Origin of the sequence: Bacillus proteolyticus (assembly GCF_001884065.1) — a bacterium.
GTDB lineage: Bacteria > Bacillota > Bacilli > Bacillales > Bacillaceae_G > Bacillus_A > Bacillus_A proteolyticus.
In genome coordinates this window covers 69,970-84,243 of the sequence record NZ_MACH01000055.1, presented here as the reverse complement: position 1 = coordinate 84,243, position 14,274 = coordinate 69,970, and the positions used below count along the sequence as shown (strand labels likewise).

General features: G+C 32.1%; 14 protein-coding genes and 1 riboswitch. All 14 genes read right to left on the bottom strand.

What is annotated here, in order from left to right:
• Nucleotides 1–5: 5 nt before the first annotated feature.
• The 14 genes from BAQ49_RS08495 to BAQ49_RS08430 all read right to left on the bottom strand — a co-directional run bounded on the left by BAQ49_RS08495 (nt 6) and on the right by BAQ49_RS08430 (nt 14,271).
• Complete coding sequence (locus BAQ49_RS08495) at nt 6–1,553, bottom strand: glycoside hydrolase family protein (protein ID WP_071744965.1); 1,548 nt, start codon at nt 1,551–1,553, stop codon at nt 6–8.
• Between the two features lie 93 nt (nt 1,554–1,646).
• Nucleotides 1,647–2,699, bottom strand: coding sequence for a glycosyltransferase family 4 protein (locus BAQ49_RS08490; protein ID WP_071744964.1), 1,053 nt, complete (start codon nt 2,697–2,699; stop codon nt 1,647–1,649).
• Nucleotides 2,696–3,496, bottom strand: coding sequence for a glycosyltransferase family 2 protein (locus tag BAQ49_RS08485; RefSeq protein ID WP_071744963.1), 801 nt, complete (start codon nt 3,494–3,496; stop codon nt 2,696–2,698). The genes BAQ49_RS08490 and BAQ49_RS08485 overlap by 4 nt, the downstream gene beginning before the upstream one ends.
• Nucleotides 3,471–4,685, bottom strand: a complete 1,215-nt coding sequence (locus BAQ49_RS08480; protein ID WP_071744962.1) for an O-antigen ligase family protein — start codon at nt 4,683–4,685, stop codon at nt 3,471–3,473. The genes BAQ49_RS08485 and BAQ49_RS08480 overlap by 26 nt, the downstream gene beginning before the upstream one ends.
• Before the next feature lie 3 nt (nt 4,686–4,688).
• The gene (locus BAQ49_RS08475; RefSeq protein ID WP_071744961.1) at nt 4,689–6,125 is read right to left on the bottom strand and encodes an oligosaccharide flippase family protein; all 1,437 of its coding nucleotides are present in this window, start codon (nt 6,123–6,125) and stop codon (nt 4,689–4,691) included.
• A gap of 74 nt (nt 6,126–6,199) precedes the next feature.
• Nucleotides 6,200–6,838: a sugar transferase gene (locus tag BAQ49_RS08470; protein ID WP_071744960.1), complete on the bottom strand. Its 639-nt coding sequence runs from the start codon at nt 6,836–6,838 to the stop codon at nt 6,200–6,202.
• A gap of 18 nt (nt 6,839–6,856) precedes the next feature.
• Entirely contained in the window at nt 6,857–7,477 is a 621-nt protein-coding gene (locus BAQ49_RS08465; RefSeq protein ID WP_071744959.1) for a CpsD/CapB family tyrosine-protein kinase, read from the bottom strand.
• Nucleotides 7,464–8,207, bottom strand: a complete 744-nt coding sequence (locus BAQ49_RS08460) for a YveK family protein (protein WP_071744958.1) — start codon at nt 8,205–8,207, stop codon at nt 7,464–7,466. Before BAQ49_RS08460 ends, BAQ49_RS08465 begins: the two co-directional genes overlap by 14 nt.
• Nucleotides 8,208–9,401 carry an acyltransferase family protein gene (locus BAQ49_RS08455; protein WP_071744957.1) on the bottom strand — a complete coding sequence of 398 codons (1,194 nt, stop codon included), beginning with the start codon at nt 9,399–9,401 and terminating at the stop codon, nt 8,208–8,210.
• 327 nt (nt 9,402–9,728) lie between these two features.
• Nucleotides 9,729–9,869, bottom strand: a complete 141-nt coding sequence (locus tag BAQ49_RS08450; RefSeq protein WP_001228048.1) for an FbpB family small basic protein — start codon at nt 9,867–9,869, stop codon at nt 9,729–9,731.
• A gap of 361 nt (nt 9,870–10,230) precedes the next feature.
• On the bottom strand, nt 10,231–11,097 hold the full coding sequence (locus tag BAQ49_RS08445; protein WP_071744956.1) for a 5'-3' exonuclease: 867 nt from the start codon (nt 11,095–11,097) through the stop codon (nt 10,231–10,233).
• 132 nt (nt 11,098–11,229) lie between these two features.
• On the bottom strand, nt 11,230–11,955 hold the full coding sequence (locus tag BAQ49_RS08440; protein WP_071744955.1) for a P-type ATPase actuator domain-containing protein: 726 nt from the start codon (nt 11,953–11,955) through the stop codon (nt 11,230–11,232).
• Between the two features lie 348 nt (nt 11,956–12,303).
• Nucleotides 12,304–12,469: riboswitch (M-box (ykoK) riboswitch) on the bottom strand.
• 183 nt (nt 12,470–12,652) lie between these two features.
• Nucleotides 12,653–13,039: a DUF350 domain-containing protein gene (locus BAQ49_RS08435; RefSeq protein ID WP_000606860.1), complete on the bottom strand. Its 387-nt coding sequence runs from the start codon at nt 13,037–13,039 to the stop codon at nt 12,653–12,655.
• The gene (locus tag BAQ49_RS08430; RefSeq protein WP_071744954.1) at nt 13,036–14,271 is read right to left on the bottom strand and encodes a glutathionylspermidine synthase family protein; all 1,236 of its coding nucleotides are present in this window, start codon (nt 14,269–14,271) and stop codon (nt 13,036–13,038) included. The genes BAQ49_RS08435 and BAQ49_RS08430 overlap by 4 nt, the downstream gene beginning before the upstream one ends.
• Between the last annotated feature and the right edge of the window lie 3 nt (nt 14,272–14,274).

The following is a 14,274-nucleotide window of genomic DNA, read 5'->3' as shown; positions in this document are numbered from 1 at the left end:
ACATCTCAAGTTATTTTAGTTGTAATAAGCTGACCCGCTTCATTTATAGTAACTTTCCATTTTACTCCACCAGCAGTTTTCATAATTACACCTTTACTTGCTTCTAACTCAATATCTCCAAACATTCTTCCACCAGTTGTCGCTAACCAAGCATTTCCATTTTCCATAGAAGACCTTGCAAAAATACGATTAATTCGAAAACGCTTATGGTCTTGAGCGTAACCACTCAATGTAATTCTTACTTTATATAACAGATTAGCTTTCATATTCGATATAATTGTATCTCCAACATTTAATGGAACATCTGCCGCGATAATCCAACTCCCAGTTGCACTTAATGCATATTCAATTTTAATTTTCTTTGGGCTCTCTCCCCATCCAAAGTACATCCCAATACAATTCAACATTTTAATCGGATTTTTCGTAAAGTCCAGTTCAATAACAACTGGATTACTATCTGGAACATCGATATAATTCACACTTTGTTCATCTATTAAATTAAAACAATTAGCGATATTTCCTCCGTAAGGTAATTTCCCACTTACTTGCTTAACACTATACTTCAGTTGAGCATTTACTAAAATATCATCTTGATTTCCTATTAAATGTGGTTTATTCAGCGTCAAAGGTAACTGAATCCGTAGTGATTCTTCATAAGTAGACTTACAAACATTGTATTGTCCGTTATCTACAATAGTTGTTGAAAGTAAATTTGAAAAAAGGTAGTTACGATGAGAATTGGAAGAAAATTCAATTGCTATTTGTTCACTACTCATCCGGTACGTATCCCAAATCATACAGTTAAATGTATTATAAGCACCTGAACAACGAATTGCTTTTTTCGTTTGTTGTCTACATTGCACTTGAATATCATGAAACGTATTTCCTGAGCTTTCATTTGGTAAATCACTATTCCCATCTACTTCTATTCCATACTGACATCCATCAATAAATATAGATTGAAATACATTTGCGTTAATCCAGCAAGGTGTATTTATATCATCTATATATTCTGTCTTCAAATGTATTGCAGTTTGAAAGTTTTTAATTTGAATAAAGTTAACTTGAAAGAAACTAATATAATCCCATGCTTTTTGACAATAAAAGTGTATAGCCTTACCTTTATATGACGACGTTGCATTTATTATATTTATATTTGAAATAAGAGAGTGATTAGGAACTTCTATTTGTTGTGAACCGGAAACATAAATAACAGATGACTGAAATACTTGATTAATAACTTGAATAGTACCGCCAGTTATAGAAGCATTACTTTGTAACTCAAACACATTAAAATCTCCATCAATTTGCAGCGTTACGGTAGGATCTAACTCTAACCTTACGTTGGATTTAATAACAATCGGCTTCAATATTTTATACGTATTTACCCCTGTAATTCTTACCGTCGAAATTCGGTTCGCTACACAATAATTAATCGCTTGTTGAATCGCTAACGAACTATCACTTCCCGAATTCGGAACTGCACCAAAGCAATCAATATGAACACTATTTTCTGGCGCACACTCCTCTTGTGAAGAAATATATTCTGACAAAATAAATTCACTCCTTATATTGCCTTTTTCATATAATATGTGAGTTCTCTCTTAAAAGTTTGTATCATAAAAAAAAACAAACGACCTCCACGGTCATTTGTTTAATTCATATATATCCTTCGTTTCTTCTACCATTTTAGTTAACGAGAAATTTTTTTCCGCTTTTTCTCGCGCTTTCACTCTAATATCATTCACCTTTTCTTCATTTCCTTGTAATTCCTCCAGCACGTCTGCGAATTCGGATTCGCAATATTCAGACACCAAAACACCTGATTCTCCATTTATTACCGCTTCATTTATTCCGCCGACATCTATTGAAACAATTGGCGTTCCTGTAGCCATTGCTTCAATTACTACCATTGGAAACACTTCACGAAAAGATAATAAAAGTAATACATCCATATTTCCTATAAATTCATGTGGTTCTGAAACATTTCCTAACATCTTTACACTTTGTTGTAAACCATATTTTTCTATTTCTTTCATTATAGATTCTTTCTCCGGTCCATCACCAGCAATATAAAACATAAAATCATTTCTCGTTTTTAACACATCTGCAATTTTAACAAATAGTTGATGATTTTTCTCCTTAGATAATCTCGCTAATATGCCTATCCTATAAATAGATTCTTTCTTTCTCTGCTGGAATAAAAACTTTTGAATATCCACACCATTATAAATTGTTTTGATCTTTTCTTCAGCTACACGAATTGAAATTAAATTCTTTCTTTCAGACTCACTTACTGTAATAATATTATTCACGTATTTATTCATGAAATAACGAAAGATCATTGGCATTTTCTTTTCTAGTATCGTAACATTATGTTTCGTATACACAACTTTTATCTTTCTTTTAATAAACTTTTGAAGTAACAAAGCATATAATACCATTCGTAAACTATTTGCATGAATAATATCTATCTTTCGTTTACAAATTTCTTTTTGTAAATCATAAACATTTCTCAAATGATTCCAACGGCTGAGCAAAATGAAATTTTCTTTTTTATTTAGAGATTGATATAATTCCCCATCACCTGCCGCTGTATAAACCGTAATGTTTTCATATTGCAAATTGTTTTCCAATTTACAGAAGTAACTCTCGGCTCCCCCAGTTATCAATTTATCTGTCATCAACAATATATTCATACTTGCGTCTTCCCAACTACATTGATTTTATTTTTTCTATAAGCATGATAAGCATACTTACTAAAATAAAAAAAGGTTTGCAATGAATTAAGTGGTTTTTGTGCTCTTAACAGCTTCCAATATCGGAAGGCCGCCCTTATTTTATTTCTCGAAACAGAATTTGTAACAATCCTATATTTTGCCAATACTTGCTGTATCCCTTTCGCTTCATATCCTTTACTTAACAAGTTCAGCCATAATGCTGTATCTTCTGGCTGCACACTAGGCATTTCAATACAAGGAATCTTCTCACGATCAAGCATCACTGTTAAACACCCAATAATTGTGTTTCCTACTAAATAATGATAATCAACAAATTCTGGTACGTTCACCTCTTTATTCAGGTCATTACTATTTTCATCAATTAAACTATAGGACGTATACGAAAACGCAACATTCGTTCCTTCCATAAATAACAATTGCGTCTCCAATTTATTTGGTAGCCAAATATCATCACTATCTAAAAAGGCAATATACCTTCCTCTCGCTTCTTTAATCGCTATATTCCTAGCTTTAGCAGCACCCATATTTTCTTCTAATGATAATAACCGAATTCGCGAATCCCCTTCTATCATCTCTTTAATTTTTACAACTGAGTGATCCGTTGAAGCATCATCAACGATAAGCATTTCCCAATTTTCATAAGATTGACTCTGCACAGATGTGATTGTCTCACCAATAAAACGTAAACTATTATAAGAAGGTGTTATTATAGAAACACAAGGCGCCTCGTTATGTACTGATAGACACTTTACCATCTATCATTCCCCTTCCTTCATATGTTGAAATGTACTTCACAACAACTGCTAAAAATAGAAAGAAAGCTTCGTTAATAATAAGTGACAATGACATCATCTGAAATAAAAATGCAATCATAGTCAATAAAAGATATGGCTTTTCACGAAACAAGTTATACTTAGTCAACTTCACCATTAGAATACATAAAAAAGCGCTATATAAAAGGAAACCAATTATACCTGATTCAGATAAAATTTCTAAAAATGTATTGTGTACATATAGTTTTTCATTGAACTGATACTCATAATAATTCGAGAAATTAAAAGCACCGATACCGATATATGGATTAGATAAAAAATATTTAAAAGCAGCTTCCCATAGTGTAAATCTGCCACTCCCATTATCGTGTGAAAAATCAGAAATCCGACCATTCAATATATCATCTAGTTGTCCACCCATTACTACATTCGCTAAACTAAAAATAATAACACTAAATAATACTAAACCCATTATTATTTTTACTTTTTTAGCAAAACTGGACATGCATACATATACAAAAATGACGAGCGCAATTGCTAAAATACCGCCTCTGGAAAAAGTTAATAAACTCGTTGTAACACATAGAATCAACCCTATTACATTGGTGATATTATATAAATTCGTCATATAATACATAAAAAATATTGTATTATAAAAAATAAAGATGTTGGGATCATCTAATAATCCAATTAATCTCGGATATCCTCTATCTACTAATAATCCAGCATAAATCTCTCTCTCTTCTCCGCCATATAATCCAAAATGTTGTAATCCAACTATATAGAGTATGAGACTTACAATATTAAATACTAATCCTACATAGACAATGGCTGACTCAAGTACTACTATTTCGGTGTTCCCCAGTAAATTCCTCATAATAAAATAACATCCTAAAACAAGTAATACGCCAAAAATCATACGAATACTAGCACTTAAATATATAGAAAGAATACCACTTAAACAATAGATGAAATAAAACAGTAAAAATACAACTTCATGAAAATATAGCTTTCGAATATAAAAATCTTTAATTGTTAAACAAAAATAAATGACTAGAAAAATCATATATATCTTCAAGGAAAATCCTATATATATGTTGTATTTACTTAACATAACAAAGAAAATTAGAAGAAAAATCCATTTTATCGAAATTTGCATATTATTTTCCATAGGCTATATCCCCTGCTTCGTAATATAATCCTTTTCTCGTGTTTTTCTTATAAATGAAAGAATAAGTTTTTTAAATTCGTGATCATATAGGAATATCCCAACTACTACGATTAACGTATTAAGAACAAGTGCAATCAAATTATATGTCTGTAATACATATTGCACTCCAATAAAGGTTACACCAAAATAAATTGTATACGGTATTACAATTTGGAATACAATTTTTTTCCTCACTGTACTTACTGCTATATATCCAATCAAAGCCACTATTTCAAATAAAACCATAGCGTAAGCCGCTCCTCTGACTCCGCCAATGCTACTAAAGCTATATAGCATAACTCCTCCAATCACTAAAGCAATACACTGTACGGCAGTTCTCTTATTTTGAAAGCCACTCGTTGTTAAACCATCCGCGATAGCAATATTTAAACTTTGTAATACAATAAGAAAAGATAGTATTTGGAGCGGCTCTACTGCATTATTCCATTCCTCATGAAAAAATATAGAAATAAAATAGGGTGCTAAATTATATAAACCTATCGTCATACATATTCCCACGACCGCCATTGATTTTATTTGAAGCATATTTAATTTCGTATGTTCTTCTAAATTATTCTGATTATAGTGTTTAAAGAGCACTGGAAAAAATGCCCCTGCAATTACCCCTGGCACTTGATATAAAGCCGCTGGCATCCGATAAGCAACCGCGAAAACCCCCACCATACTTAACGGTAAAGTATAATTGAGTAAGATGGGTGCTAATTGTGGCGTACTCATTATTAAAAAACCACTAACAATAAAAGGACCTAATTGCCAAAACAATCCTTTATGAATTGCTACTTTCATATTCATGCTCGTCTTTTTTCTCATAACGTATATGCTAAATAAACCGCCAATCATATAACCAAAAGCATATAAGCGAGCTGTTGTATACACTGGTAACTCTCCGAAAATGCAAAGGCATGTAATAATAATGACAACTGATGCGGATACAACTTTAATTAGTGCTATATATTTCATACGTTCCATAAGCTGAAAGTAGGCAATCGCTATATTTTGCCATGTAAGGCCTATTAACATCAGGAACATTATGTTTAACATCATATAAATTAAATTCTTATCCTCATATACATAATGAATGGCTATATAACCAATTACAGAGATAAAAATAAGAAGAAGCATCCTTATCTTTACGTATGAAGATACAACCGTTTCTAAATCTACTCCATCCTTGGCCCCTTCTCGAAGAAATGTATTACTAAGCCCTAAATCTGTAAAAAATAACATTACAAACGTAAATGCTATTGCAACACTAAACATCCCGTAATTTTGGGCATTAAAAAAGTTGGCTAAAGCAATTAAGCTAATGGCTTGAAGAAGATTAGCTAAAATCGTACTATAAAATAGATGCACAATATTGTTTAGAATGGATCTACCCATACCAGTTCTCCTTTGCATGTAACCTACTTATATTTTTTCTGTATTATTTTAATATTTAAATAAAATTATATTTACTATCTTGCACCATTCCCGTTCAATACAATAAAAACTGTCTTACATAAAATACGAATATCCATTTTAACCGTCTTCAATTCAATATATTCCATATCCAATTCCAACTTTTCTTTCGGATCAAGATTATATCCTCCATTTATTTGTGCCCATCCTGTTAACCCTGGTTTCACTAATAAACGCTCCCTGAATTCCGGAATAGTAGCTTCAAATTTTTTATAAAAATACTCTCTCTCTGGCCTAGGGCCAACAAAAGACATATCACCTTTTAAAATATTTATTAGTTGTGGTAATTCATCAATTCTCGTTTTTCTTATAAACAATCCAACCTTTGTAATTCTCGGATCATTTTCATTTGCCCATTGTGGTCCGTTCTTTTCCGCATCGCTAACCATCGATCTTAATTTAAATAAATAAAATTTCTTTCCTTTGATTCCTAAACGCTCTTGAAAATAGATTGGAGCCCCCGATGTCTCTAAAGCAATCAAAACACAAAAAAACAACATAATTGGTATCGTAAAAAGTAACAATATGAGTGAAAATATAATATCAAACAAGCGTTTAACACTTCGATTCAAAACCTTATCCTTTTCTTGAGCCGGAATAGCATACAACTTCGCTTGATTTGTTTCACGAATCATGGATCGTTACCCCCAAATTCAAGAATATAAAACTATACCAAGTAATTCACATTCTTTCCGCTTTATGTCCGCTATTACTTTTTTCACTGTACGCAGAGAATCTTTCCGCTTTTTGACTGCCAAAATTACTCCATCACATTTCTCCGCAATAATATACGTAGTAGGAAGCTCAAATACTTCGGATGAATAAAAGAAAATGTAATCAAAATCTTCTTTCCACTTAGCAATTACATTATCAAATTCATCCATAGCAACTAAGGGCGTTCCGCTGTGTACTGTTTTTTTTGCAGGAATACAATACAAGTATTTAGACAAATCACTTGAAAAAGTTTCATAATTAGATGGAGGGGAGCTTATTATATCGTTTACTGTTGTCATATGATCACTTTGTAATAGTAGGTGTAGTTTAGGGTCCGAAAAATTCACATCGATAAGTAACACCTTTTTTTTCATTTCCGCAAACACTAGCCCCATATTTACTATAAGCGAGGCAACGACGCCTCTGTCCTTCGTTGAAATAACTGAGAATAGATGTTTTCCAGATTTTTTCAACTCGTGATATACAGTATAAAACTGCTCTTTCATCAGAGCATCATGCGGATCGAATGGTAGCTTTTTCTTTGTCTTAAACATCGACATGTTCACCTCGATATATAGATGATTGCTTATCAACCTCTGTAGGTTTCTTTTTTCTTTTCGGTTTCATATTTATATGACCAATAACAGAGACTGTCGTTATTTTCTCTAAATCTTGTTCCACGTATATACGTTCATCAAAATAATCTCGAAATATAGCTAAACCTACACCAACAAAAAAACTAACAATTAAAGAGATAGGAATGATAAGTTGAAATTTTGGAAACAATTTCTCCGCTTTTTCCTGTAAGTCTGGATTAATCAATATTTTTACTCCCTGTACATTCGTATATTGTTGAAAGCTTTTTTGAGATTGTTCTGCCAATGACTTTACAATTTCTTTCACGATTTTAGGATCCGAATCTTTTACTGTAACAGTAACAATTTGTGAGTTGTCCGTATTCACTACTGAAATTTTTTGTGCTAATTCATAGCTTGATTGTTCTAATTTCAAAGTGTTTTTTACTGTCGAAATAATAAGTGGACTTTTTAAAATGTCAACAAACGATGTTACAAGTTGCTTATTTTCTTGTGTTTTATTCGCTGTATTTTCCTTATTAAACTCATCTAAATTTCCAACAAGAATTTGCGCTGAATATTGATACGAAGGCTTTAGCACATACATAGAAATAAGAACTAGAGAAACGGTTAAACAACACATCGTCAAAATGATCGTTACAAATCTTCTTTTCAATAACTGTTGAAAATCTTTTATACTCATTTCTTGCTTCAATTATTTCACCGCCTTTGTCTGAATAACATCCTGCACATCATTTTCTACAAATAACTCTTTCCTCTCTCTATCAGCTCGTTTTGTTACATACTTTCCGACTCTAAATGCAAATTTTTCTACAAATACATACGAAATCATTGCTAGTATAAGCGAAAGAATAAGCGACAAAATTAAAACAATAGGTAACGGTAATATTTCATGGAGCACGTATATAAGAGAAAATAAAGATATGATATGGTATAAATAAAGACTGTAAGAAATCTTCCCCAAATACAACAAGTATTTATTATGCAGCAAGGACGACAAAGTTGATACTGACAAGCTTAATATGACAAATAGACATGCGCTTATCGCTACTACGTAGTCTCGAAATATAAAATTATTGAGCACTTTAATTTCTCCAATAAGCCCTTCATACATATAAAGTAAAATCGCAAATAAAAACCATGTAATTTTCGTATTTTTAGTACACTTACTATAAAAAGCTATTAAATTATTTTTATACTTCGCAACTAGTGCTCCTAGTAAAAACAGCACTGTGTAATGCAACGTTAATACATAGCTTGTTAATGTTAAACTCGAGCGAAATAAGAATAATATCACGACAGAACATATACTAAAACTAAACAATGATAGTAATGAACCCCTTACTGTTTTTCGTAAACAAACCATCAAAACTAACGGAAAAATTATAGATATTCGCATTTCATGTACAAGTGACCAAATCACACTGTTATATGTATCAGTATTATATTTCCCAACCAATAAAACATGCTGTGCTATTAGACTTGAAGAACTTTCAATCGTCCATGAGCGATTAAACCATTCGCTTAAATAAGAAATACCATATTTACTTATTGTAGTCTGGCATATAATAGCTATGACTATTGCCACAATATACGGAATATATATTCTGCATATACGTTTTAGAAGGTATGATCCATAGCTACTATATGTTTTTTGAATAGATTCATACAAAACAAATCCACTCAAAATAAAAAAGACAATAACTGATTCGTTACCACTACTAAAAATAAGACGTGCAGGCGTTTCTTTTAATAGATATACAACAAATGGTTTATTATTTTCATAACTGTAATTTTGAAATGCTGAGAAAATCATCAAATGATGACCAATCATTACTACCAATGAAGAAATTCCTCTTATAGAATCCAGTTCTTCATGCCTTTCCATCGTTTTACATCAACTCCTAATGAAATGATAATAATCATTTCAAAGCGACATCTTTATTCATATTCCTCTCCTTTCTTTTCATTCCAATTTTTCATATTAAAATGATTTTATAGTATAAATTTGAGTGTATTGTAACATTTTTTGTAATATTATGAATAGTTAATCTTTAAAATTGGCATATACCAATTTCAACCTCGAAAAATGGGTAATATTGTTAGAAAAACATTATAAAAATACCTTGCATATTTACAAAATTAAAGAGAGGAATAGTGTTTTTCAATATAAAATAAAAAAGATAGCCTTTATAGGCTATCTTTTTTATTTTATTTAATTACTGGCACCACTATATGCTACATGTCGTTTCTCTATTCTTTCTTCAATTTCTTTCATATTTTCTTTATTATTTAATAGTGATTGTTTATTTTCAATTAATAATTGTTTAAAAGATTTTCTCACTTTTTTTCTCATTTTCATTGTCCTCCTTGGGGGATGGTTTATATAAAAGATAAAGAATTATCTGGTTGTTCTTATAATAATTGATTGTTGTGAATTCTATTTGAACTTCATATGAAAATTACGTTTATTTTCTGACAACTTTGTGAACAACGCAAAAAAGAGATCATCCTAAAACCATTTTGAAGTTGCTTCATTTAATTATATAAATTGCTATTTTCGTCATCTTATATCGATTTATCTTGTCGAAATATTTATATATTTCAAGATAAATTCCATATTACCCCATTCACTAAGATACTGTTTTCCAAAACAAAAAAAGAAGGTGTCACCTAGTCAACGTTCGACTCATGTAACATCCCTCTTTCCAAACTATTTATAGCATATTGATTAATATTTCAGGTCTTCCCCAATTCATTTCGTTACAAACAAATCGTAGTTTTTCTTCGTTCATTGTGTGTAACCCTTCTTCTATTGAGCATGAAATTGGAACTTCACAATGAATTTGCGCTAATTGTAAAGAGATATTTAAGTTCTCTAAATCACTTTCAATTTTTGTACGCTGTGCTTTCGTTAATGATGCTATATTTTCTAGTACTGCCGATACTGTACCATGTTCTTGAATAAGCTTATACGCTGTTTTTTCACCAATACCTTTTACACCTGGATAATTATCACTTGTATCTCCCATGAATGCTTTTGCATGGACAATTTGCCAAGGTTCTACACCTTTCTCTTCCATGATTTTCTCCGGTGTATAATACTCATAATTTCCAATTCCTTTACGAAGAAGCATAACTGTAACGTTCTTTTCAACAAGTTGAAGTAGATCTGTATCTCCAGTTAAAATATAAACTTCCGCTTCGTTACAATATTGTTTTGCAAGTGTACCGATACAATCATCCGCTTCATAACCTTTCATACCGATGACTGGAATAGATAATTTCGCAGTCATTTCTTGCACTAAATCAAATTGTGGAATTAATTCTTCCGGCGGTGCTGCACGATTTGCTTTATAATTCGAGAACGATTCTGTTCTAAATGTCGTACTTCCCATATCCCAGCACGTTACAATGTGTGTTGGCTCAATTGCTTGTGTTGCCGTTAATAAATGCTTCATATAACCATGAATCCCATTCGTTGGGGTACCATCTTGTCTCTTCATAAATTGTCCGTAGACACTTGTTGCGTAAAAAGCACGAAATAATAGTGCCATACCATCAACTAATAATACTTTTTTCATAATACCTCTCCTACTAACAAAAAATAATAACCTCACGTTATCACGTAAGGTTATATATAGATTACCATTCTACGTTTTTGTTCAACTTTGTCTATTATACATTGTTTTTTTATATTTAGCATCATTAACAAATTAAGACGTTCTACCACAACAAGTATGAAGTATTCCTGAATACGTATTTTTACCTGTTGAAACAACTACAGCTTTTGCAGTTCCGCCAACAATATAAGTACCTTTGAAACATACATTTTCAAGTTCAAGTGGATTATAGTCTTTCATCCGTTTTAATGGAATAAATCGTTTACGTTCTAGATGATAGCAGCTTTCAAATTTCTCAATACTAGCATCGTTTCCTGTCAGCATAGATTCATTCACTAATAAATCATTTGCATAAATAATACGTACATCTGCTGGTACTGTATCGCCCTCTGAAAGAAAAATCATATCTCCAGGTACAAGCTCTTGTACTGGTAGCTTCATCATTTTCAATTCATTGTTTAGCCCTGTTAGGCTAGATGCTTCTACTCTAGAAACAGTAACTGTTTCACATTGTAATTCATCACGTGCATTTTGTTTTGAAAGACCTGGAATCATTTCACTTAGCTTTATCATCACTTCCGCAATACGCGCTCTTGTTGAAATTAATTCATTTCGGCCGTATACTTGAATTCGTTTTTGTGCTTCTTTCACAGATAGTCCGTCTCTTGTTGTTTTAAAATACGCAAATACAGATTTTACATCTCTCGTTGCAATTTCAATTAATAAATCTTTATTTTTTTGGAGCATTATTTGTTCTTTTATTGATTTTTTACTTAGTTTATATGACGTGTTACCCACAGTTTTGTTTGCATATAACATATTATCGTCTCCTCCTTTAAACATAGGAAGAAACGCTTTGTTTCTCAATTTATCCACTTTAGCGTGAAAGTATCTAGTGCTGGAATACTCAAATAAACGCTACATTATGATAAATATAAAGGGAGGAACAAGTCGTTTCCTGCCTACATCATATATTTTTGATTTGAAGCATATGGGTAACGGAACCGGGTCAGAATTTGACATGCTCCTCACCTCCTCATTTATTTTTTAGTTATAATCTATACTATGAAATTACTCATAGCTTTGTAACAAAAAAGACCCTTACTCATAAGAGAGCAAAGGTCATTGCATACACAAATAAGCGATTCCTAATATAATTAGAAATCTACGGACCTCTCCCTCGTCGAGTTTTAGCACTGTATAGCATAGGTTTATTACCAGCTACGTTAAGAAAAACCTTAATTCGATCATTCCTGTTGACCCATTGGCGTCTCTCGACATTTTTGGGCAGTAGCATTTCTCTATACAGGAGCCTCACCTAACAGAGACTTATTTTAATTACATAGAAAATGTTACTCTTATTTAAAATAGATGTCAACACTTTGCATGGAAATTTTTCCTTATTACAACAACTACCTCTCATATACACACTATTTCTCTTTCGACTAATTAAATGAATCAAGCACACATTTCAAAATTAGCAAAAATAAAAACCTTACGTTTAAACGTAAAGTTTTTAATAAGTTATACAACCAGCAATTACAATCCCAATTGAAAGCGATAAAAACATAAGAAAAAGACCGACTGCTTGATTATCTTCTTCGAGACTTTTATTTATATTAAAGCGTGGTGTAAGCCACTCAGCTAAATAAAAGACGATAATTTGAGCCAAAATCCCAACTGCTCCCCACGAAACCATATCAAGAAGTGAAATGGAATTAGCGGCTGTCGAATATAAAACAATAGCTAACCCAAGTAGTCGTCCTCCAAGTACATAGCTTACCGCCTTATTTCCTTGGGCCATTAGCTTAAATTCTTTTACTTTCGTTGTTACTTCCATTAGGAAAAGACCAATGCATAAAAGGCCTAGTGTTACTGCTAAATATAATAAAAAATTAATCATATACTTTCCTCCTTTTTTATACCTACCGGTAAATAGTACGATTCATTCCCCGTAATTTTTTCCCCCGCACGAATACCGATACTACTCGCTTTTCCGGCAATTAAAAACGAACCAAACACATACGACAGTTTCTCCATCCCTTTTTCTGTTTCCAAGGATACGACTGGAAGTTCTGTATACTTTTGAAATATCGGCAGTGACGCTTTATATGTTTGGTGTGCATTTTGAAGCATAATATGTTCGTCCTTATCGCGAATGGTAATTGTGTCCCCTTCTCTACCAAATGAAGGTTTTTGAACGAAAGAACCTTTTCCTAAAAATAAATCTGGTTCTAAATATGTAGGTAACATATATTCTTTAATCCACTGTTGTTCCTCATTTGTATAAAAGGCCTCTTCTTCTGCTAATCCCCAAATAAGACACTGAACTGATTTGGGCTGAAGTAAAAATGCTGACAATGGATTTATTATAAAAAGCTTTCCGGCTTTTACAAGTTGCAACAGTTCCACACCTACCAAATCTCCTGTTTCAGGATCTTGATCCTCAATTAAATCTTCTATCGGATATGTTTGGCGATATAACACATCAATCTGTACTCCATCCCTATCCACTAAAGCATCTTTTGTAATTCTAAGTTCTGACATTGGCACTACTTTATTCTCAACATGGCATAACTGACTCAAATACACAGTCGTATTCCAATCCTCAATATGTTCATGATGTGCTGTAAAAACAACATTTGGGTTGTCTATTCCCTTTGTCGCTTCCATTACGGCTTTTGTAATACCAGAAGATAGTAATCGTTCTTGATCCGAGTTTGGATCATCATAGCCTAGTTTCTCGCAAACTTTTCCATTCATTTGAAAGCATTCCATAATAAAAGTTGGTGTATCACTATTAAACTCAAACATTTTAATTTGGTTATCATCTGTTAAAACGAAATCAAATCGCGAAATAACAGATTCAGGATATAATCCTTTCATTCTAATGAATGATAAGCTCGCAGGAGGAAACCCAAGTTCAAGAAGCTGTTCGTCACTTAAATTACGCAAAAGTCTAGCAGTCTTAAAAAATATTTTCCCCATTCGTTCAGTTGCTAATTGCAATTGTTTCATAGTCTGATTTGTTATAGAGAAAACATGAAACAGACTATACTCACATTCATATAAATCCGACCAAAAATTCGGATATTTCAAATAAAACTCTTTTCTATCTCTTATGTATTGCGACATATT